The following is a 21,680-nucleotide window of genomic DNA, read 5'->3' on the forward strand; positions in this document are numbered from 1 at the left end:
CGGCACTATTTCACGGTCAAAAGCAGTAAAAGGCATACCGTTTTGCTAGAACTCAAAAGAAACAAAAAACAGTTGACTGCTTTTTTACAGTCAGCTGTTTTTATCTCAACGCTGTTTTTTTCCCTTGCTGCTATTTAAACCAAAAGGTATTCGGCTTTCCGTATGGTTTTTGATTCGTTTAATATTGTCTTTGTGTCGATAAAAGATAAACGATGAAACCAAAAAGGCAATGAGCGTCAACAACCAATTTTGATCAGGCAAAATACTAGGAGCAATATAAGGAAGAATGATCGTAGATAATGTAATCAATGCAGCACTGACCATACTTGCTAGACTGACCATACTTGTACAAAATAAAGCAACAACAAAAATAATACAGGAATAAATAAAAAATAGTGGATTGAATCCCAATAGCATACCTGCACTTGTTGCGACAGCTTTTCCTCCTTTAAAGCCCGCAAAAATAGGAAAAGTGTGACCTAAAATTGCACATACACCAAACCAAAGAGGATTACTGGCTGGCACATGGAAAATGAGCGGTAGACAAGTTGCTAAGGTTCCTTTTAAGATATCCATAAATAAGACGATTGTGCCGGCTATTTTTCCCAATACTCTAAAGGTATTAGTCGTGCCAGTGTTGCCACTACCATGTTGACGGATATCTTTTTTGAAAAATAATTTACCGATCCAAACGCCTGACGGAATCGAGCCTAAAAGGTAGGCTGTTATAAATAATAAAATCAATTTCATTGTACTACCTCTTTCAAGTTCAAAACTAATTTTCATTTTAGCATGAATAAAGAATGGGAACAAATGGAAAAATCATTGACTTGATGAAAGCAAATAGACTAGCACGTTTATACAAAAACTAGTACGAGGAACGTATCTGTGTGTTTGGACAAAGTAAAAATAATTGCTGAACGTCTAAAGCTATAACTTAGAACAAATAAGCTAAATCATTGAATAAAAAATGAAACATAATAGAAGATATGTTAAGTAAAAAGATAAATAGAAAAGGCGTAGCTAAAAAAGTCTCGTGACTTTTTTAATTATTTCTTAACCTCTTTTTTTTCATGTGTATTTCTAGTATGATTATCGTGGTGCGGTTTTTACCGTAAGTATTATTGAAGGAGCGTTTGCCTTGGCAAAAAAAGTAAAGAACGAATATAATGATGCATCTATCCAGGTGCTTGAAGGATTAGAGGCAGTTAGAAAACGACCGGGAATGTATATTGGGTCAACTGATAGCCGGGGCTTACATCATTTAGTCTATGAAATTGTCGATAATGCGGTCGATGAAGCTTTATCCGGCTATGGAAATGAAATTAGTGTAACGATCCATGAAGACGACAGTATCACTGTGGCAGATAGTGGACGCGGAATGCCTGTCGGTATGCATGCTTCCGGTATTCCAACAGTTGAGGTTATTTTTACTGTATTACATGCCGGTGGAAAGTTCGGTCAAGGAGGGTACAAAACGTCTGGTGGCCTTCATGGAGTAGGCGCAAGCGTCGTGAATGCCTTATCAAAATGGTTGATTGTCACCATCGTGCGTGATGGCGTTGAATACCAGCAAAAATTTAGTAACGGGGGAAAACCAGACGGTACATTGAAAAAAGTCGGGAAAACTAAGAGAAAGAATGGAACAACCGTACATTTTTTACCTGATGCAACTATTTTTTCTACCACTAAATTTTCTTATGAAATTTTATCAGAACGCTTAAGAGAATCAGCTTTTCTTTTAAGAGGAGTAAAAATCACGCTCGCTGATTTGCGCACAGAAGAGCCAAGTAAGGAAGTTTTCCATTATGAAGAAGGAATTAAAGAATTCGTTTCCTATTTAAATGAAGAAAAAGATACCTTGACTCCTGTTGTTTATTTTTCTGGTGAAAAAGATGGAATTGAAGTTGAAGTTGCCTATCAATACAATGACGGATATTCAGAAAATCTGTTGTCGTTTGTAAACAATGTTCGAACAAAAGACGGCGGGACGCATGAAATCGGTATGAAGACTGCTATGACGAAGGCCTACAATGAGTATGCGAGGAAAGTAGGATTATTAAAAGACCGAGATAAAAATCTCGAAGGCAGTGACTTTAGAGAAGGACTAGCAGCCGTTCTTTCCATTCGAGTTCCTGAACATTTACTTCAATTTGAAGGGCAAACAAAGGAAAAACTCGGAACACCTGTGGCACGTACTGTAGTAGATAACGTCATTGGAGAACAAATGGGTTTTTACTTGCAAGAAAACAGCGAGATGAGTCAAATGCTTGTGCGAAAAGCGATAAAAGCTCGCGAAGCCCGAGAAGCAGCTCGAAAAGCTCGGGAAGAAAGTCGAAATGGCAAAAAACGAAAAAAAGGCGAGTCCTTGCTTTCAGGAAAATTGACGCCAGCCCAATCACGGAATCCGAGAAAAAATGAATTGTATTTAGTGGAAGGAGATTCTGCTGGTGGTTCTGCTAAACAAGGAAGAGATCGTAAATTTCAAGCCATCTTGCCCCTTAGAGGAAAAGTAATTAATACAGAAAAAGCAAAAATGCAAGACATCTTGAAAAATGAAGAAATCAATACGATGATATATACGATCGGTTCTGGAGTAGGACCGGAATTTTCCATTGAAGACTGTAATTATGACAAAATTATTATCATGACCGATGCAGATACGGATGGAGCGCATATCCAAGTCTTGCTACTTACTTTTTTTTATCGTTACATGAAGCCTTTAATTGAAGCTGGGAAAGTTTATATTGCGTTACCGCCTCTATACAAAGTTTCTAAAGGACAAGGAAAAAAGCAAATCATTGAGTACGCTTGGACGGATGATGAGCTAGCAGCTGCTGTCAAAAAAATCGGTAAAGGTTACATGCTTCAGCGATACAAAGGTCTTGGGGAAATGAATGCAGAACAATTGTGGGAAACGACTATGGATCCTGCATCTCGGACATTAATTCGCGTAAGAATCGATGATGCTGCTCAAGCAGAACGTCGAGTGACGACGTTAATGGGAGATAAAGTTGAACCAAGACGTAAGTGGATCGAAAATCACGTACAATTTACATTAGAAGAAGATGGCAGCATTCTCGATAAAAAAGAAGACGCCAAAAATAGTTCTTCCAATTCAAATGAATTATTTGACGAAGAAAAACAAGCGGAAATAGTAAGAAAATAGGAGGTCACCTGATGGAAGATCGTCAAGAAGTACAAGAGCTAACCCTAGAAGAAGTAATGGGTGACCGCTTCGGACGTTACTCAAAATATATTATTCAAGAAAGAGCTTTGCCAGACATCCGTGATGGCTTAAAACCCGTACAAAGACGAATTCTTTTTGCCATGAATAAAGACGGCAATACTTTTGATAAAGGGTTTCGTAAATCAGCAAAATCTGTAGGAAATATCATGGGAAATTATCATCCGCACGGTGATAGCAGTATCTATGAAGCCATGGTTCGAATGAGCCAAGACTGGAAATTAAGAGAAGTTCTGATAGAAATGCACGGCAACAATGGAAGTATGGATGGTGATCCTCCAGCTGCCATGCGTTACACCGAAGCACGCTTATCAAAATTAAGTGGCGAAATGCTGGCAGATATTGAAAAAAATACAGTGGATCTCGTTTGGAATTTTGATGATACAGAAAAAGAACCGACTGTTTTACCTGCAAGATATCCTAATCTTTTGGTAAATGGTTCAACAGGAATTTCAGCTGGCTACGCAACTGAAATTCCTACACATAACTTAGCCGAAGTGATTGACGGCACGATTTATTTCATTGATCATCCACAAGCAAGTTTAGAGAAACTAATGGCGTATATTCCGGGACCAGATTTTCCGACTGGCGGAATCTTGCAAGGAAAAAATGAGATTAAAAAAGCTTATGAAACCGGACGCGGAAAAGTAATCTTACGATCAAAAACAAAAATTGAAGCCATTAAAGGAAATAAACAGCAAATTGTAATTTCTGAAATTCCTTATGAAGTGAATAAAGCGACGCTAGTCAAAAAAATGGATGAAATTCGGTTGAACAAAAAAATAGATGGCATTGCCGAAGTTCGAGACGAAAGTGATCGTACGGGATTGCAAATTGTCATTGAGCTAAAAAAAGATGTAAATGCTCAAGGAATCTTAAACTATCTATTTAAAAATACGGAACTTCAGATTAATTACAATTTTAATATGGTCGCCATTGATCATATGACGCCGCATCAAGTTGGACTAAAAGAAATTTTAAGCAGTTATATTAATCATCGAAAGCAAGTGATTACAAAACGAAGTCAGTTTGACTTAGAAAAAGCTCAAAAGCGTCAGCACATCGTTGAAGGATTAATGAAGGCTTTGTCGATTTTAGATGAAGTCATCGCTACGATTCGAGAAAGCAAAGATAAAAAGAATGCTAAGCAAAACTTGGTAGAGGTTTTTCAATTTACAGAAGAACAAGCCGAAGCAATCGTTTCATTACAGTTGTATCGTTTGACAAATACCGACATTACGGAATTACGTCAAGAATCCGAACAGCTTATTGCTCAAATTACTGAATTGAATAAAATTCTATCAAACGAAAAAGAGCTGTTTACAGTGATGAAAAAAGAACTTCGAGAAGTTAAGAAAAAATATGCAAATGCTCGGTTAACAACGATCGAAGATGAAATCGAAGAAATTAAAATTGACACGAAAGTACTAGTCGCACAAGAAGATGTGATAGTCAGTGTAACGAGAGAAGGATATGTAAAACGTACGAGCCTACGTTCTTATAGCGCATCAAAATTGGAAGAAACCGGCATGCGAGAAGGAGATTATCTTTTATATTCTGATGAATTGAATACGTTGGATCATCTGTTGCTCATTACGAATAAAGCAAACGTTATTTATCGTCCAGTTCACGAATTACCTGACTTGAAATGGAAAGAAGCAGGTGAACATCTTTCACAAACCATTTTGAATCTTTCTGTTGATGAATCTATTTTAGCTGTTTTTCCTTACAAGCAAATTGAAGCTGAGAAAACACTAGTTTTTATCAGTAAAAATGGCTGGATTAAACAAACACGAATGACTGAATTTGAACCGTGGCGTACGTACAAGAGTCGCCCGCTTAGCGGAATGAAATTAAAAAGTGACGAAGATGAACTAGTAGCTGTTTACCTTGAAGAAAGTCAAACGGATTTAGATGTCTTTTTAGTCACTTATCAAGGAATGGGTTTACGCTATCCACTGAAAGAAGTTCCTGTAGTAGGAGCCAAAGCAGCAGGTGTTCGTTCCATTAATCTCAAAGAAGAAGATACGGTTGTAAATGGACTATTAGTGCTTGCTCCAGGCGATACGCCAATTGTAATTGTTACACAGCGTGGCGCCGTCAAACGAATGCTAGCACAAGAAATCAATCAAACTTCTCGTGCCAATCGTGGAGTAACAGTTTTACGAGAATTAAAGAAAAACCCGCATCGTATCATTTATATGTCGGAAGGAAATGCCAAAGAACGAACAATTATTAATCAAAAAGGTCAAGAGTTAATTATTAACCCCACCGACTATCCAATTGGTGATCGTACATCGAATGGCTCATTTGTGATAGACGAAAAAAAAGGAGGAGAAGTTATCCGTGTGATTGATTCTCCAAAAGTAATGAGTGAAGAGTAACTGTTATAATGTTTTTTTGTAAAAACCTTTTCTGTACTAACACAGAAAAGGTTTTATTTTTTATTTATTAAAAAAGTCTAAATGTGCTAAAGTAAAAATACGAAAGTGTTCACAATATATAAATATTGGTAAATCAATAGTTAGATAAAACTATAAAAAAAAATCCTATTTTTTGTTAAACAAAAAACAAGAAAACCCTTGCAAAGTTATGATACTGTGTTATACTAATCACGTAAAAACTGTTACATAAAACAGAAAATGGGAGGATCATATAATGGAACAATGGAAGGGCTTTAAAGGAAGCAAATGGAAAGAAGGTGTAGACACTAGAGATTTTATTCAAAATAACTACACTGAATATCGTGGAGACGATAGCTTTTTAGAAAAACCAACAGAAGCAACAGAAAAATTATGGGAAGAATTACAAAAACTAAATGATATCCAATTTGAGCGCAACGGTGTCTATGATATGGATACAGAAATTGTTTCAACTATTACTTCGCATGATGCGGGGTATTTAGATAAAGATTTAGAAAAAATTGTTGGTTTGCAAACGGATAAACCGTTGAAACAAGCGTTTATGCCTTTTGGCGGTATCAACATGGCAAATAATGCGTTAACAAGCAATGGCTATACACCTAACGATGAATTAACACATATCTTTACTGAATGGAGAAAAACGCATAATCAAGGAGTATTTGATGCGTATACTGCTGAAATGCGTGCAGCCCGTAAAAACAAGATTATTACTGGACTTCCAGATGCTTATGGTCGTGGTCGTATCATTGGCGATTATCGTCGCGTAGCATTATATGGAATTGATTACTTGATGGCACAAAAGAAAAAAGACCACGATATGACAGGTTACCATACGATGAGCGATGAAGTGATCCGTCTACGCGAAGAAATTACAGAACAATATCGTGCGTTAGCTCAGATGAAAGAAATGGCTGCAAAATATGGCTATGATATTTCTAAACCAGCTGCAAATGCAAAAGAAGCTGTTCAATGGTTGTATTTCGGTTACCTAGCAGCAATCAAATCACAAAACGGCGCAGCAATGTCTATTGGACGTATTTCTGCTTTCTTAGATATTTACATTCAACGTGATTTAGACAATGGTGTAATTACAGAAAAAGAAGCTCAAGAACTAATCGATCATTTAGTGATGAAGTTACGCATGGTAAAATTTGCTCGCACACCGGAATATAATCAATTATTCTCTGGATTTCCGATTTGGGCGACGCTTTCGATTGCTGGTATGGGGTTAGATGGTCGTTCGTTAGTAACAAAAAATGATTTCCGTCTACTGCATACATTGACAAACATGGGGCCTTCACCAGAACCCAACTTAACTGTTTTGTACTCTGAACATTTACCAGAAGGATTTAGAACTTATGCAAGTAAAATTGCGATTGAAAGTTCTTCGATCCAGTTTGAAAATGATAATTTGCTTCGCGAACAATGGGGTTCAGATGACTGCGCAATTGCTTGTTGTGTTTCTGGAACCGTTATTGGGAAAGACATGCAGTTCTTTGGTGCACGTGCCAACTTAGCAAAAGCATTATTGTATGCGATTAATGGTGGCGTAGATGAAGTAACTGGGGCACAAGTGGGACCGGAATACCGACCAATTACTTCTGATGTTTTAGATTTTGATGAGGTAAAACATAAATATATGAATGTGATGGATTGGTTAGCTGAATTATACGTCAATACGTTAAATATTATCCATTATATGCATGACAAATACTCGTATGAAGCGTCGCAACTTGCTTTGATGGATTCTAATTTGAAGCGTACGTTTGCTACAGGGATTGCAGGTATTTCACATGCGGCTGACAGTTTAGCAGCAATCAAATATGCACAAGTAAAACCAATTCGTAATGAAAAAGGAGTAACTGTAGATTTTGAAGTAACTGGCGACTTCCCTAAATATGGAAATGATGATGATCGAGCGGACGAACTAGCAGAATGGATATTAGAATATTTTATGACTCAAATCAAGCGTCATAAAACATATCGTAATTCAACACCTACCACTTCATTGTTGACTATTACATCAAACGTTGTTTATGGTAAAAACACTGGAAATACTCCTGATGGGCGCGAAGCTGGTAAACCTCTTGCTCCCGGAGCAAATCCAAGTTATAACGCTGAACAAAATGGCTTGCTAGCAAGTTTGAATTCGACTGCTAAAATTAATTATGCTTATGCTCGTGACGGTATTTCTAATACCCAAACAATTAATCCTTCAGGACTTGGAAAAGATGAAGATACTCGAATTAGCAATTTGCGCAATGTATTAGATGGTTACTTCTCTAAAGGAGCTTATCATTTAAATGTTAACGTATTTAGCAATGACTTGTTACGTGATGCTATGGAAAATCCAATGAAATACCCTAATTTAACGATTCGTGTTTCAGGATATGCAGTGAAATTCCGTGACTTGACGAGAGAACAGCAATTAGATGTATTGATGCGAACTTCTCACAATAGAATGTAATAAAAAATAGCAAAAAGATTAATCTGTATCAAGAGTGTGGATTACTGCGTACAAAAAATTAGATTCTGTGTTTAAGAAGGATAAATGTACAAATTTTCGTAAGCTCTTTTAATTAAATACTTTTTGCCCAGTTCGAGGGCAGGACAGTACGTGTCCTTGCTCTCGTTTTTTCATTAGTAGTAAATAAATTGGGTATATTTTGAAATAAACTGAAATCAAGGAAAAGAAGTGATTCTTATGGAAGAAAAAACAATTGGTTACGTTCATTCGATCGAAACATTCGGTTCTGTTGATGGTCCGGGTATTCGATTTGTTATTTTTATGCAAGGGTGTCGCATGCGTTGCGAATTTTGTCATAATCCTGATACATGGAATATAGGCGGTGGCAAAGAATATACGGCAGATGAACTGCTAGATCAAGCAGAACGTTATCGTTCTTATTGGGGATCAGAAGGTGGCATCACGGTGAGTGGTGGAGAACCTTTATTGCAAATTGATTTTTTAATTGAATTATTCAAAAAAGCTCAAGAACGTGGAATACACACTACTTTAGATACATGTGGTAAACCATTTACGCGTGATGAACCATTCTTTTCTCGCTTTCAAGAATTGATGAAATATACCGAATTGTTACTTTTTGATATTAAACACATTGACAATGAAGAACATAAGAAGTTGACACATTGGGGAAACGAAAATATTTTAGAAATGGCTCAGTATCTTTCTACAATTGATAAAGCAGTATGGATCAGGCATGTCTTAGTACCTAAACGCAGTGACTATGATGAGTATTTAATTCGCTTGGATAAATTTATTAAGACTTTGTCTAATGTAGCAAAAGTAGAAATTTTGCCTTATCATACAATGGGAAAATACAAATGGAAAACACTTGGATTAGACTACCCGTTAGAAGGAATTGAACCACCAACAAAAGAAAGAGTCGAAAATGCTAAACGGCTGCTTCATACAGAAAATTATAAGGGATATCTTAAGATGTAGTAAAAAACGGAAAAAGAAGATAAGTATTGCTTCTTTTCCGTTTTTTGCTATTATTAAATAGGAGAAATCACAAAGGAGCGAGATACATGTCAAAAATTTTAGTTTTTGGTCACCAAAATCCAGATACTGATGCTATTGGAGCGGCAATCGCCTTTTCCTATTTGCAAAATCAATTAGGAAAAGAAACAGAAGCTGTGGCTTTAGGTACTCCTAACGAGGAAACACAATATGCGCTAAATTTCTTTAAACTTGCTACACCTCGTGTAGTCCGTTCGATCAAAGAAGAAGGGGCACAAGTTATGCTGGTGGACCACAATGAATTTCAACAAAGTATATCGGATATCGCAGAAGCTGAAATTTTAGCAGTTGTCGATCATCATCGCATTGCGAATTTTGAAACAGCAAATCCACTTTACTATCGTGCAGAACCGGTTGGCTGCACGAGCACAATCATCTTGAAATTATATAAAGAAAAGCAAATAGAAATTCCTAAAGAAATAGCTGGGATCATGCTATCTGCTATTTTATCAGATACGTTGTTATTGAAATCTCCAACTTGTACATCAGAAGATGAAGCAGCAGCCAAAGAGCTTGCAGCGATTGCTTGTGTTGATTTGACAAGTTATGGATTAGAAATGTTAAAAGCGGGAACGAATCTTAGTGATAAAACAGCGGCTGTGTTACTTGACCTTGATGCAAAAAGTTTTCCAATGGGCAGTTCAAATGTACGAATTGCACAAGTCAATACAGTCGACCTTAATGAAGTGATGATGCGTCAAAAGGAATTAGAAGAAGCAATGACTAATGAAATGTCTAAAAATGGGTATGACTTGTTTATTCTGATCGTGACAAACATTTTAGATAGTGATTCTGAGCTTTTAGTAGCTGGTCGAGAATTGGAAAAAGTAGAAGAAGCTTTCAAAGTCCAATTAATGAACAACCGTGCATTATTAAAAGGGGTCGTTTCACGTAAAAAACAAGTAGTGCCACAATTAACAGCAGTCTTTAATTAAGCTTTTAAGAAAGAACAGGAATGTCAGCCAAGCGTAAAATAAATATTGGGCTGGATTCCTTCATGCAAAAGAGGTAAGGTAAAGTCAACTAGACGTTTATCCTACCTCTTTCATTTACAGTAAATAAAAATATTGAAATGAGAAGGAAAAAAATGAACTATTTTTATTCAAAAAATAAACAAAAGTCAATCGAAAAATTAGTTAAACACTCGTTTTTCTCATTATTCATTGCTTATATGCAGCAACACCAAAACGAGGACGTTATCTTAAGAGACTTAAAAAAAGCGTTTTCTAATCAAAAGATCGAGTCTTTTATAGAAGACCTTATTACAGAAAAATTATTAATTCGCAACAATCGACGGTATAGTTTAAATTTTTCGATATTTGATGAAGGTGAATTTCAAGAAGAAATTAAGAAAAATGTAGCGCTTATTTTGCAATGGTTACTTCCTATGAAACAAGAAGAAAGACAATACGTTATGGGAGAAGAAATTTGGCGTGCATGTTTTGAAGAAGAAGCAGATTATTTCTATGGAACAACTGTAGATTTTACTTCAATAAATAAACAAGTATCTGGTAATAAGACCTATCAATTTGTCTCTTTAAACAGTCAAACAACTTTGCCTTTTTCTCTTGCCAATTATTTTTACTTACAAAAAAAACAATTTCCACTGCCACCCAAATTTTTAAATTTAGCTCATCTAATTGGAGATGTTAATGAAATGTATTATTTCGATCAAGTAGAAGTAATAATTGAGCACATTCAAGCTAAAAAATATAAAAAACGACGTCCAAGCATCTTTTTTGATTCTTTAATCCTTACCAATACAATTAAAAGCATTGCTCCTGAAGAAGGCTATCAATTAGCAATCCCATTAATTGATGCACCAAAAAAAACAAAGGATTTTCCAAAAATAAAATTAAACCGAACAGCTGCAGAAAATGCATACATAAAAAGAAGTGTGTATGAGCAATTATTTAAAGAACTTTCACTGTCAGATGTTTCTTATATACGTAAAATATAAAATAAAAAACAGTTCAAGACATTTAAATAATTCTGTCTTGAACTGTTTTTTTTATCTTCCACATCATATATCCGAGATATAAAATAAACAGCAGTTCTAATACATTACTTGTTATTTGAATGTAGGCGGGATCAAAAGATGGCGCTAATGCAAGGATAAGAAAAGAAAAAACACTATAGCCAAAACAAAAAAATGGAACGACTGATGTAAAAAATGATAGGCGTAATTTTTTGAATAGCAAAGAAAAAATAAAATAGGTGAAAATAGATAAAATGACAACTAAGCCATTTAGAATAAAAAAGAATAGCGAGTTTTGATTAAATGAATAAAATAGAGCAGTGAATAAAGACAATGATTTTAGTATGATCAAAATAATGGTAGCTTCATTCATCATTGTAGGTAATTGATCCATCATCACGACTCTAAAAGATAATGAAAAAATAAAGCCGAAAAATAATGAAAGTGTTAATAAAAATTGACTTTCATCCCACTTATTTAGGCTTGAATGATCCCATAGCAACCAGCCGAAGGAATTACATGGTGTATTAGAGACTCGAAAATAAGAATAGCAAAAAAATAAAAAGAGTGTCAATAAAGCAAAAATAGTTCCGACGAGTAAAAATATCATGGTTTTTTGTTTTGTTTCCATAGGTTCTCCTGATCAAAATAATAGTAATAATGATATATGATAACAAATTAATGAGTAAAAGTCGATATTTTTTAATAAAAATAATAATAAATAGATATTTTTTAATATAAATTTCATTTTTTAGATTTGTATAAAAAATTATGTGGACTGACGTTTCCGTACTTTTTTTGTCCAAAAACCTCCAGAAATATATTTTGGTTCGTAAGAGATGATGAAAGCGTGTGGCTCTATTTTCTTGATTAAATGGTAAAGTTCTCTTTCATTTTTACGAGGAGAGAGTATTTCTAAAATCACTCGTTCTCCTTCTAATCCTTGAGCGGCACTTTGAGTCACACCGTAACCATGTTGTCTCAAAATATTGGGAAGATTTTGATCTACTGGACTATTTGCTGGCAAAATACTTGTGACCATAATATAACCAAGGGCTAATTTGTCTTCGATGACTATTCCTACGCTAATTCCTGTAGCATAACCTAATGCGTAAACAAATAAGTTTAAAGGATTATCTAAACGATCTAGCACTAGCGATAAACCAACGATATAAATGATGATTTCTACCATACTAACTAATGGCGCAATTAGGCGGTATCCTTTCATCGTTAACATAAATCTGAGGGTATTTAAGGTGATATAGGCAAAATTAATAAGAAAAATCGTACCTAACATTTGAATATTAATCATATAATATACTCCTTTTCTATTACTTCCATTTAATGATATCAGAAAAAATTAAAATATAAGTCTTCTTTTGTTTTAAAAAATGATAAAAAGATTATAATTAGATTATAAAGAAAGTTGGTGAGACATATGAAAACAACAAACTACACGATAGGAATTACTCATATTCTAAGTATTGTCATTTGCAGCTATTTAGATTTATATTCTATTCAACAGCCTATTGTAGCCAATTCTATTATCTTTTCAATTTCGTTGACAGATAGCTTAATTTTAAGTATTCTTCTATTTTCTATTATATTTATAGGGAATATTTTTGGAAGCATTGCAAGCTTTTTGAATTTCTCTATTTCCCCGTTACTCTCGCTAAGCTTAGGATTGGTGGGAATTTGTGGGCTCCTTTTATTTTCAAAAGCAATCAATGCGTTTTGGATTTTTTTTGGCGTAATCAGTTTATTTCAAATAATCATTAGCACATGGGAATTATTCCGTTCACTTATTTTGATGAAGATAAATGAATAGCTAATCAAAGAGTTTAATTAATTGTTATTAGAAGTAGTATTAAATGTATGAAGGGAAAATTTTCTATAGCTATTAATGGTTACAATTTACGATAAAGAACTTGTATATTGGTAAACAATTTTATGTATAAACTATGAACAATAAATCGTAGTAAAACAACGAGTAAAATAAACAGTTGCTTGGATTTTTTTGCTTAGTTTTTAAAATGGTTTGAAAAATAGGTGAATTTAATGAGGGTGTTAAAGAAATAGAAAAGTTTTGCCATTTAAAAAAGATACTGTTTATAAATTTTAGTTGATTTTTAAATGGCAAAAATTAAAAAGTTTTTGGACAGTCTTTTAATCTACGATTCTTTTGTCATTCATACCAAAATATTGATACAATGGTTTTTGTTTTCCTGACAAGAGCTGATTGATCGTCACAAATTCATATCCTTTATTTTTTAATATAGTGATCAATCTCGGTACAGCTATTACAGATTCCCGATGGATATCGTGAAGTAAAATGATTGCACCATTATAGATAGGTTGGTTGAGAATATTTTTAATTGTTGCATCAGAATTTCTTAGTTTCCAATCTTGTGAATCAATAGCCCATTGAACAATTGGCATGCCAATTGTTTCTGCACTACTTTTATCAATTGCACCATAAGGAGGACGGATATTCTGAGGTAATACTCCCGTTGCTTTGAAAATTGCTTTGTTTGTTTTATTTATCTCATTTTGTAAGCTGTCTTTAGGCAGCGTATTCAATTGTGGATGAGAATAGGAGTGACTTGCAATTTCATGTCCTTCTTCATGTACTTGTTTTGCAACGTGAGGATTTTGTTCGACCATCTGTCCTAACATAAAGAAGGTAGCTTTGACATTCTCTTTTTTTAATATATTTAATAAATCAAGTGTTGAGCTATTATTAGGGCCATCATCAAAGGTAAGAGCAACATATTTTTTATTTTTATTTAATGTAGGAAATGCATCTTTTATACTTTCAGAAGAAACAAGTTCTGTATTGATGAATGGAGCAATATCTTTGTATTTTAAAGTGACTTTCGTCGTTCCAGTTTTATTTTTTTTTAAGTTGATTGTTAGTTCAGTAGGAGTGTAAGTCATCTTATTGTCGTAAGAAATTCGATCCATAGTTAAAACAGCATCAATGATTTTTTCTGGTTCTTTTGTATTATTGAGTATTGTTTGTTGAATCACTTGTTGAATGCCTAAAAGACCTTCTTCATCTGGAATCAAATCTCTAGTTGTAATTTCTTTGCCAGTTTTTTTAGAAACATAAATAGATTTCTCTGAAATGCTATCTGATTTATGAAAATGTTCTTTATTACGATCCCAGACGAAACTAATTGCTTCAATTTGATAATTTTCAGCTTTCGAAGAAATTGTCGTTATTTTTATTTTTGCAATTGTAAGAACCTCTTTTTTGTTATGTTTACTATGTTGCTTTTGTGCTAGTTTTTTTAGTGTTTGGTTCACATTTTTAAAAGGAATATTATTTTCGTTACTTGGAGAGTAAATTAGACATTTATTTTTTCCGTCACTTACGGTGTCTATTTTTACAGAAATGCCATTTTGCTCTTGTTCCTTTTGTATTGAGGCAATCAGTTCCTTTGTAGCGACTTCATATTTTGCGTGGGCTTTTGCTTCTTGTTGTTTTAATGTGTAGATAATATAACCACCTGTAGCAATGATTATTAGAGTAAGTGCAATAAGTAATGAGAAGATGTACTTTCTATAAGCTAAATTTCTCTTTGTCATTTTTGCTTTTGTGCGTTCTTTTGATACTGTATCATTTAGTTGATCCGATTTTTTATAAGTATTAAGGGTTTGTTTATGACGTTGACTACGACGTACATAGGTTTTTTTATCAGGCATATAGTTTTTCCTCCAACTGTTATTACAAAGTAGATGAAATGTCTCTTATAAGGAGTTTTCTTAGAAGATTTAAAGAAAAATGTAAAAATTTTTTATCCAACTTTTTCTTTCAAGGAAATGATATCATCCAATCTCTATATTTCTTATTGATTGCGTTATTATTCGATTCGTAAAGCTTAATTTTTTTAAATATTTTATTTAAAAAAATCCGAGATTTGAAATGACTAAACTTACATTACTAAAGTTTCTGTTGAATGTTCAGATGAGATGATCTGTTGCTGTGATAGAAAGAAGATATTTTGGATTGGTATACTAAAAAAAGTGTCAGTGATTTTTAATATAATGATAAAAGAGCTAGAAATAAACGATAGTGAAAGAATTTTATAAGGTTATAATAAATAAAATATTTTTTCATTTCTATAGTAGGTTGAAGATAGAGTTTATTGTGTAGTAAGTTTTTAATCAACGTAGTCCTTTTCAATATAAAAAATTTTATCAAAAATATAAATTATTGGGAGGTGTCAGTTTTATCTATAATAATGAATTTGTAGTATTTATGTAAAACGGGACTTTTTTAATGAACAGCAAAGAAGTGAAAGTTGATAGTGGTTACTATGGTAAACGAGCAAAGTGTGCTATGATTGAGAAAAGTTTCATTGATGAGAAGGATGATTTAAATGAAAGAAATTAGACGAAAACATTTTCGTTTTCCGGCTTATGACGACAAAAGTGGGGTAAAGCTAAAAAAAAATCAAAGACGAATTTTATTTGAGGGGCATGATGATTTAATGAATGAAATGAACAAACAGCCCTTATTTGAGCAAATGCAGGAATTTCATTTTGGCGAGTGTTCTGTGAAAGAACAACGAAAGCGTCAAAATCTTCGAAATACAAAAAAAACATCTGTTCAAAAAGAAATTTTAGTGCAACATAAAGAGAATTTACCTAATTATTATAAGGATAGAAAAACGACTCCTACATCTATTAAAATAAGCAAATCGTCATCAAAATATAATAGTCAAGAGAAATCTTTGGATAGTCTAGTATATAGAAAAAATTGTAGAAATACTATTCGTAATCGTTCTTATTTTGTTCCTAAGTATGTACCAGCTTCTATAATTCCAGAACCAAAAATACAAAATATTTCAGATGATGAATTAATTCATTCCATGAAAAAGACAAAAGATTCTTATTTGTTATTTGACGATGATTCAATACCTTATCAAGAGAAAAAAATTGAAAAAACTTCTGTAAAATTAGGAAATAAATCCGAAAAAAAATCACCTAATCAAAGAAAAAAAGAAAAAAATCACGGTGTTTTAGAGAGATCATTACAAGGTCTGATTGAAGAACAAGAGAATTCTTTGGGAGAAAATAGTTATTTTAAATAAGAAACAGCCTGAATTTTTCTTTCATCAGTTAGACTCAAAAAAGGAAGCAGGAAAAATAATTGAGTAAACAGATGAAACGAATTGGTTTTTATGAAGGGCTACTATTGCAAATAAGCGCATTTTTTTAGAAGAAACTACAGAAAATCCTCTACCTAAAAATAAAGATTTATTAGTAAAAATTTCCGCAATATTAGTGAATCCTATAGATATAATGTTAAGAAAAAAGTTGTAAAGAAGAATACGCTAATAGTCTTAGGATTTGATGCTGTAGGAAACGTGGCAGCAAAAGGTTCCGAGGTTAAAAACTTTGAAATAGGTGATCGTGTTTATTATGCAGGAACTACAAAGCGTTCAGGAAGCAATCAAGCATTTCAATTAGTTGATGAACGAATTGCAGCAAAAGTTCTCATTCATTTATCAGATGAAGCTTGTGCAGCCTTGCCTTTAACTGCGCTCACTACTTATGAACTTTTATTTGAAAAATGTCAATTTATACCAAACGAATTGGGTAACATTAAAAAAATACTTGTGATCAATGGAGCCTGCACCCCTAGCTCTATTTTAATCCATCTTGTAAAATGGAGTGGCTTAGAAGTTGTTTCGACTGCAAGTCCAAGAAATTTTGACTGGTTAAAACAAAATGGAGTAGACTATCCCATTGATCATCATCAAAAGCTAAAGCCACAACTAGAAAAAGCGGGAATAGAAATAGTCAATACTGTCGCTGTTTTACATGATATTCGTCCCTATCTAACACAGCTTATAGAAATTATTCAATCATTGGGAGAAAATGGTATGATTATCGAGGGAGAAGAGCCCATCAACATCTCAAAATTTAAAAATCTGTCTGCTGTGATAAAATTGCTTGAAGAAAATAAGCTTCATAACATATTAGGAAAGGTATACAAAGAAGGAATAACCGTTGAAACGTGAAAACAGACAACTCAAGAAGTAGAATCAGAAAGAGTATGTGGAAAAGTTGTTATTTCTGGTGGTTTTACTTCTTTTTGTAAAAAAAAATACTGACTGAAATGTATGAAGTCGCTTTTCAGTCAGTAAGCAGGGCTATTCAAGTTGCTTGGTAGAATCAAAAAATTTAACTGTTTTTTTCCCTCTTGTAGAAGAAAAGAAGTGAAATTTGTTGGTCATTTCTAAGTATTTTACTTTATTTAAGGTATAAGCTAAAATTGAACAACTAATTAAGGTATAGATAAAATGTGTGAGATCCAAGTACAATAAAGAAATAATTAAAATAGCGAGGGTAATTAGAAACAAACTCTTTCCAATTTTGATATGAAAGTACTTTTCAAATACTTGATAAAGGATATCTGTGCCACCAGTACTACCTTCAAAGCGAAAAACGAGACCGCAGCCAATACCAGATAAGATCCCTGTCATTACACTATTAATTAGTAGGTTTTGCACAGCAAAATGAATATGCATTTCTTCCCATAAATGTAAAAAGAAAATTAAAGCAAATGTTCCAATAATGGTGCGAAGAAATGCCTGTTTTCCAAAAATAAATAAAGAAACAATTAGTAAAGGCAGATTAAAAAGAAGGGAGGTCATGGATGGCGCAAAACCAAATAAGTGATTAAGCAAAAGTGCAATTCCTGTCACGCCGCCATCTGCTAATTTAGCAGGAACATTTATTCCAGTGACCGCCAGCGCATAAATTGCAGCACCCAAGACTATTCCAACTAAATTATTCAATATGTTTAGTTTTTTCATTTTGATCCTCTTTTCTTTTGAAAATTTTCAGTAACTTCTTTATTATACTGATTGAGGAATAATCTTCAATAGGAGAGCAAAAATATTTTTCCTAAAAATTGAATGCTTAAAAAACAAAGGAGGCTACATGCGAGCAGCAGATTTATTAACTCTTATGATTAATTCACCGACTAAAGTAGAATATAAAAGAATTTGTTTAAGCAACCATGAAAAGGTACAACCGTTGACAAGTATTTATTTAAATGAAAAAAATCAGTGTGTATTTGTTTTTGAACAAAAGGAACCGCCTATGTCGATAAAAAAATTATTACTTTTTTTAATGAAAAATCGTGAAAAAGACCTTTTTTATCAAAAAGAGCAACAAATTCATCCTTTATATGGACTGAAAGAAACTGGGGATCAATGGTTTATTTAAATTTAATAAACAAAAAGTTTCATTTAATTTTAGAAAAAATTAAAAAATAAGTGCAAAATTTGACAGTTATGAGTCTAAAACCATCATTTATTATTTTTTTTTCAAATGCATCTAACTTACAGTATAATAACTAATGAGCAAGCCAGTAAAAAACATCTCCCCCACGAGATTTCTACTTTACTGGCTGTTTTTTATTAAGCATAAGTGACACATCTTTTGATTGAATTCAGAAGATGTGTATTTTTTTATAAATTCTAGATTTAAAAAAGGGTAAGAAAATATACGTTGAGTCAACATTTTCTTAAAAAGTTTAGGAAATTTAATACGTATGTAAATAATTTTGAGAGGTATTAGTATTTAAAGAATAAATGTTTTTTCTATCATTTAAAAATTCTTTTGAACTTTATGTACGCTGTGACTTTATAAATTGAAAGAACGTCAGTATTTTAATAACTTAAGACAACTTAGTTGGGAATTATTTAAACTATGTTTATACTTAAATCTTAAATATAGAAAGGAAGGTCTTATGAATAATTTTGTTCAAACACTTAGTGAAAGAAAAGAAGAACTACTATCAGCTGCTTTTCAACATCTCTTTCTTTCTCTTCTTGCCTTATTAATGGCTATCATTCTGGCAGTCCCCTTAGCTATCTGGGCGGCAAATCATAAGAAGATGGCAGAAGTTTTACTCCAAATAACGGGTGTCTTTCAAACGATCCCCTCTTTAGCATTATTAGGTCTGTTGATTCCCTTTATCGGAATTGGAACGATGCCAGCACTTCTTGCTTTAATTATTTATGCACTTTTACCGATTTTTCAAAATACGTATATCGGTCTTAGTGAAATTGATCCATCAATTGAAGAAGCAGCAGAGGCGTTTGGCATGTCGAGAATGCGACGTTTAATTAAAGTTGAATTGCCTATTGCGCTGCCTGTGATCATTTCAGGAATTCGTACAGCACTCGTATTGATTATTGGAACTGCTACATTAGCAGCTTTGATTGGTGCTGGAGGGTTAGGGACATTTATCTTATTGGGGATTGATCGAAATACTCCAGTTTTGACTTTCATTGGCGCCATTAGTTCAGCTTTATTAGCCATTGTTTTTAGCAGCTTGATCCGTCTTCTTCAACAATTGAAACCTAGATATACGGTGATTACATTGTTCGTTCTTCTTTTTGGAATCGGAGGAACTTCTTTGTATCAAAGTAGTTTCTTTAAAGAAGAAAAGATTACAATAGCTGGTAAACTTGGTTCTGAACCGGAAATCTTAATTCAAATGTATAAAGAGTTAATTGAAAATGATACCAACAATAAAGTGAAATTAAAACCAAATTTTGGTAAAACTAGTTTTCTTTTTAGTGCATTAAAGAATCAACAAATTGATCTTTATCCTGAGTTCACGGGAACCGTATTAGAAAGTTTAGTAAAGGTACCTGATTCTTTAAAAGACAAGAAATTGAGTAAGAAAGAAACATATAAGCAAGCCAATTTATTATTAAATGAGCAATATAATATGAACTTTTTACCTCCAATGGCTTATCAAAATACCTATACTTTGGCAGTAAAAAAAACTTTTGCAAAAGAACATGATCTGAAAACAATTTCTGATTTAGCCAAGGTGCAAGAGCAAATTAAAGCCGGCTTTACGTTGGAATTTATCGACCGAGAAGATGGCTATAAAGGGATACAAAAACGATATCACCTCCAATTTTCAAGTGTTAAAAGTATGGAACCGAGTTTACGTTATCAAGCAATTAATCATGAAGAAGTGATGATTGTGGATGCGTATTCAACTGATAGTGAGCTAAGGCAATATGAGCTTGTTACTTTAAAAGATGATCGTGAATTATTCCCCGACTATCAAGGAGCACCTTTAATGACAACTAATTTTGCCAAAAAACATCCAGAAGTCGTGAAATCTTTGGCTAAGCTTTCAGGGAAAATCACAGAAAAACAAATGATTGAAATGAACTATTTAGTGAACGTAAAAAAACAATCACCTGCAAAAGTTGCACATACCTTTTTGATAAAAGAAGGGCTATTGAAGGAGGAAAGTAAATGAGCAGTTTCATTGAATTTAAGCGAGTTCAAAAAAAATATGGGGAAAAATATGCAATTAAAGAACTAAATTTGTCAATTACAAAAGGAGAAATTTTTGTATTGGTAGGTCCTTCTGGAAGCGGGAAAACGACCTCGCTAAAAATGATTAATGGTCTTTTTCAGCCAAGTGCTGGAGAAGTGTTATTTAAAGGGAAATCATTGACAGAATACAATCTGCAAAAAATGAGATGGAATATGGGATACGTGCTGCAACAAATTGCTCTTTTTCCAAACATGACGGTCAAACAAAATATTGAAGTGATTCCAGAAATGCTCGGTTGGGAAAGAAAAAAACGTGAGCACGCAGCAGATCAATTGCTTGAAAAAGTAGGACTCGATCCAGCAAGCTATCGTAATAGAATGCCTCAAGAATTATCAGGAGGAGAGCAGCAAAGAGTCGGAATTGTCCGAGCCTTAGTGGCTAATCCAGAAGTCATTTTGATGGATGAACCTTTCAGCGCATTAGATCCATTATCTCGGACTTCTTTACAAGAACTTGTATTATCTTTGCATCAAGAATTAGGAATGACAATTGTATTTGTAACCCATCATATGAATGAAGCCATTAAATTAGGAGATAAAATTGCTGTAATGAAAGAGGGGAAACTTGTTCAGTGTGATCGTCCTGAACAATTATTGGCCCATCCTAAAAATGAATTTGTCCATAGTTTTTTTGATGACACAAGACAAGCATATCAAGAAACAGTTAAAGAAATCATAATGGCTAATTGTTATTCAAAAGTACAGCAACGATCAAATCAGCCAAATGTTCATTTAAATACGCCTTTACAAGAAGTGTATGAAATATTAATCAAACATGCAGCAGTTAATGTGCAAGAAAACGAAAAAGTCATGGGGAAAATTACTAGAGAAGATATATTTATATTTTTAACAAGAAGCAAAATGAAGAAGAAAAATATAAAAAATAAATGAAACATGGTGAATCGCTAGATGGGTATTTTAGTAGTTAGGCAAAAAAGTAAACTCTTTACGTCCAATGAAAACGATTCGCAAAATTTTATTTTGAAATTCATGATTTATTTGGTAACAATTTTTCTTTATTCATTTTTTGAAAAATAAAATCGGTAAAAAAGAAGAACGCTTAAATTTGAGTCTTGTAAAGAAAGTCTCAAATTTAAG

The 21,680-nt window shown here is 33.3% G+C and carries 16 protein-coding genes and 1 pseudogene; 12 read left to right on the top strand and 5 right to left on the bottom strand.

Going from position 1 to position 21,680, the window contains the following annotated elements:
• Positions 1-105 precede the first annotated feature (105 nt).
• A complete protein-coding gene (plsY, locus tag RV14_RS05900) occupies positions 106-750 on the bottom strand; it encodes a glycerol-3-phosphate 1-O-acyltransferase PlsY (protein ID WP_071855370.1) in 645 nt (214 codons plus the stop codon).
• Between the two features lie 391 nt (positions 751-1,141).
• On the opposite strand from plsY, the gene parE reads away from it, so the two are divergent.
• The 6 genes from parE to RV14_RS05930 all read left to right on the top strand — a co-directional run bounded on the left by parE (position 1,142) and on the right by RV14_RS05930 (position 11,174).
• A complete protein-coding gene (gene parE, locus RV14_RS05905; protein ID WP_071855371.1) occupies positions 1,142-3,169 on the top strand; it encodes a DNA topoisomerase IV subunit B in 2,028 nt (675 codons plus the stop codon).
• 11 nt (positions 3,170-3,180) lie between these two features.
• Positions 3,181-5,631: a DNA topoisomerase IV subunit A gene (parC, locus tag RV14_RS05910; RefSeq protein WP_071855372.1), complete on the top strand. Its 2,451-nt coding sequence runs from the start codon at positions 3,181-3,183 to the stop codon at positions 5,629-5,631.
• A 274-nt stretch (positions 5,632-5,905) separates the two neighbouring features.
• Positions 5,906-8,137 (top strand): formate C-acetyltransferase, encoded by a 2,232-nt coding sequence (gene pflB / locus RV14_RS05915; RefSeq protein ID WP_071855373.1) that lies wholly within the window; start codon positions 5,906-5,908, stop codon positions 8,135-8,137.
• Between the two features lie 237 nt (positions 8,138-8,374).
• Positions 8,375-9,136, top strand: coding sequence for a pyruvate formate-lyase-activating protein (gene pflA / locus RV14_RS05920; RefSeq protein WP_071855374.1), 762 nt, complete (start codon positions 8,375-8,377; stop codon positions 9,134-9,136).
• 86 nt (positions 9,137-9,222) lie between these two features.
• The gene (locus RV14_RS05925; protein WP_071855375.1) at positions 9,223-10,149 is read left to right on the top strand and encodes a manganese-dependent inorganic pyrophosphatase; all 927 of its coding nucleotides are present in this window, start codon (positions 9,223-9,225) and stop codon (positions 10,147-10,149) included.
• Positions 10,150-10,301: 152 nt separating this feature from the next.
• Positions 10,302-11,174, top strand: a complete 873-nt coding sequence (locus RV14_RS05930) for a DUF1803 domain-containing protein (RefSeq protein ID WP_071855376.1) — start codon at positions 10,302-10,304, stop codon at positions 11,172-11,174.
• Positions 11,175-11,196: 22 nt separating this feature from the next.
• Here the strand turns inward: RV14_RS05930 and RV14_RS05935 are convergent, their stop codons facing one another.
• A complete protein-coding gene (locus RV14_RS05935) occupies positions 11,197-11,823 on the bottom strand; it encodes a hypothetical protein (RefSeq protein WP_071855377.1) in 627 nt (208 codons plus the stop codon).
• Positions 11,824-11,961: 138 nt separating this feature from the next.
• On the bottom strand, positions 11,962-12,504 hold the full coding sequence (locus RV14_RS05940; protein ID WP_071855378.1) for a DUF2179 domain-containing protein: 543 nt from the start codon (positions 12,502-12,504) through the stop codon (positions 11,962-11,964).
• Between the two features lie 126 nt (positions 12,505-12,630).
• Between RV14_RS05940 and RV14_RS12675 the strand changes: the two genes are divergently transcribed.
• Complete coding sequence (locus tag RV14_RS12675) at positions 12,631-13,020, top strand: hypothetical protein (protein WP_071855379.1); 390 nt, start codon at positions 12,631-12,633, stop codon at positions 13,018-13,020.
• 338 nt (positions 13,021-13,358) lie between these two features.
• Here RV14_RS12675 and RV14_RS05950 read toward each other — a convergent pair whose 3' ends face one another.
• Positions 13,359-14,900, bottom strand: coding sequence for a polysaccharide deacetylase family protein (locus tag RV14_RS05950; protein WP_071855380.1), 1,542 nt, complete (start codon positions 14,898-14,900; stop codon positions 13,359-13,361).
• Positions 14,901-15,577: 677 nt separating this feature from the next.
• Here RV14_RS05950 and RV14_RS05955 point away from each other — a divergent pair.
• Positions 15,578-16,291 carry a hypothetical protein gene (locus RV14_RS05955; RefSeq protein WP_071855381.1) on the top strand — a complete coding sequence of 238 codons (714 nt, stop codon included), beginning with the start codon at positions 15,578-15,580 and terminating at the stop codon, positions 16,289-16,291.
• Between the two features lie 71 nt (positions 16,292-16,362).
• A pseudogene (locus tag RV14_RS05960) lies at positions 16,363-17,317 on the top strand (alcohol dehydrogenase catalytic domain-containing protein).
• A gap of 39 nt (positions 17,318-17,356) precedes the next feature.
• On the opposite strand, the gene RV14_RS05965 reads toward RV14_RS05960, so the two are convergent.
• Positions 17,357-18,022: a YitT family protein gene (locus RV14_RS05965; protein WP_071855382.1), complete on the bottom strand. Its 666-nt coding sequence runs from the start codon at positions 18,020-18,022 to the stop codon at positions 17,357-17,359.
• 127 nt (positions 18,023-18,149) lie between these two features.
• On the opposite strand from RV14_RS05965, the gene RV14_RS05970 reads away from it, so the two are divergent.
• The 3 genes from RV14_RS05970 (at position 18,150) to RV14_RS05980 (ending at position 21,473) form a co-directional block, all read left to right on the top strand.
• Positions 18,150-18,437, top strand: a complete 288-nt coding sequence (locus tag RV14_RS05970; protein ID WP_071855383.1) for a hypothetical protein — start codon at positions 18,150-18,152, stop codon at positions 18,435-18,437.
• A gap of 526 nt (positions 18,438-18,963) precedes the next feature.
• Positions 18,964-20,502, top strand: coding sequence for an ABC transporter permease/substrate-binding protein (locus RV14_RS05975; RefSeq protein WP_071855384.1), 1,539 nt, complete (start codon positions 18,964-18,966; stop codon positions 20,500-20,502).
• Positions 20,499-21,473, top strand: a complete 975-nt coding sequence (locus tag RV14_RS05980; protein WP_071855385.1) for an ABC transporter ATP-binding protein — start codon at positions 20,499-20,501, stop codon at positions 21,471-21,473. Before RV14_RS05975 ends, RV14_RS05980 begins: the two co-directional genes overlap by 4 nt.
• Positions 21,474-21,680: the final 207 nt, after the last annotated feature.

The organism is Enterococcus ratti, from assembly GCF_001886195.1.
GTDB lineage: Bacteria > Bacillota > Bacilli > Lactobacillales > Enterococcaceae > Enterococcus_B > Enterococcus_B ratti.

Bases quoted from the DNA above. Each gene is read 5' to 3' on its own strand.
- plsY (WP_071855370.1), bottom strand. From the start codon at position 750: ATGAAATTGATTTTATTATTTATAACAGCCTACCTTTTAGGCTCGATT.
- parC (WP_071855372.1), top strand. From the start codon at position 3,181: ATGGAAGATCGTCAAGAAGTACAAGAGCTAACCCTAGAAGAAGTAATG.
- pflB (WP_071855373.1), top strand. From the start codon at position 5,906: ATGGAACAATGGAAGGGCTTTAAAGGAAGCAAATGGAAAGAAGGTGTA.
- pflA (WP_071855374.1), top strand. From the start codon at position 8,375: ATGGAAGAAAAAACAATTGGTTACGTTCATTCGATCGAAACATTCGGT.
- RV14_RS05925 (WP_071855375.1), top strand. From the start codon at position 9,223: ATGTCAAAAATTTTAGTTTTTGGTCACCAAAATCCAGATACTGATGCT.
- RV14_RS05930 (WP_071855376.1), top strand. From the start codon at position 10,302: ATGAACTATTTTTATTCAAAAAATAAACAAAAGTCAATCGAAAAATTA.
- RV14_RS05935 (WP_071855377.1), bottom strand. From the start codon at position 11,823: ATGGAAACAAAACAAAAAACCATGATATTTTTACTCGTCGGAACTATT.
- RV14_RS05940 (WP_071855378.1), bottom strand. From the start codon at position 12,504: ATGATTAATATTCAAATGTTAGGTACGATTTTTCTTATTAATTTTGCC.
- RV14_RS12675 (WP_071855379.1), top strand. From the start codon at position 12,631: ATGAAAACAACAAACTACACGATAGGAATTACTCATATTCTAAGTATT.
- RV14_RS05950 (WP_071855380.1), bottom strand. From the start codon at position 14,900: ATGCCTGATAAAAAAACCTATGTACGTCGTAGTCAACGTCATAAACAA.
- RV14_RS05955 (WP_071855381.1), top strand. From the start codon at position 15,578: ATGAAAGAAATTAGACGAAAACATTTTCGTTTTCCGGCTTATGACGAC.
- RV14_RS05965 (WP_071855382.1), bottom strand. From the start codon at position 18,022: ATGAAAAAACTAAACATATTGAATAATTTAGTTGGAATAGTCTTGGGT.
- RV14_RS05970 (WP_071855383.1), top strand. From the start codon at position 18,150: ATGCGAGCAGCAGATTTATTAACTCTTATGATTAATTCACCGACTAAA.
- RV14_RS05975 (WP_071855384.1), top strand. From the start codon at position 18,964: ATGAATAATTTTGTTCAAACACTTAGTGAAAGAAAAGAAGAACTACTA.
- RV14_RS05980 (WP_071855385.1), top strand. From the start codon at position 20,499: ATGAGCAGTTTCATTGAATTTAAGCGAGTTCAAAAAAAATATGGGGAA.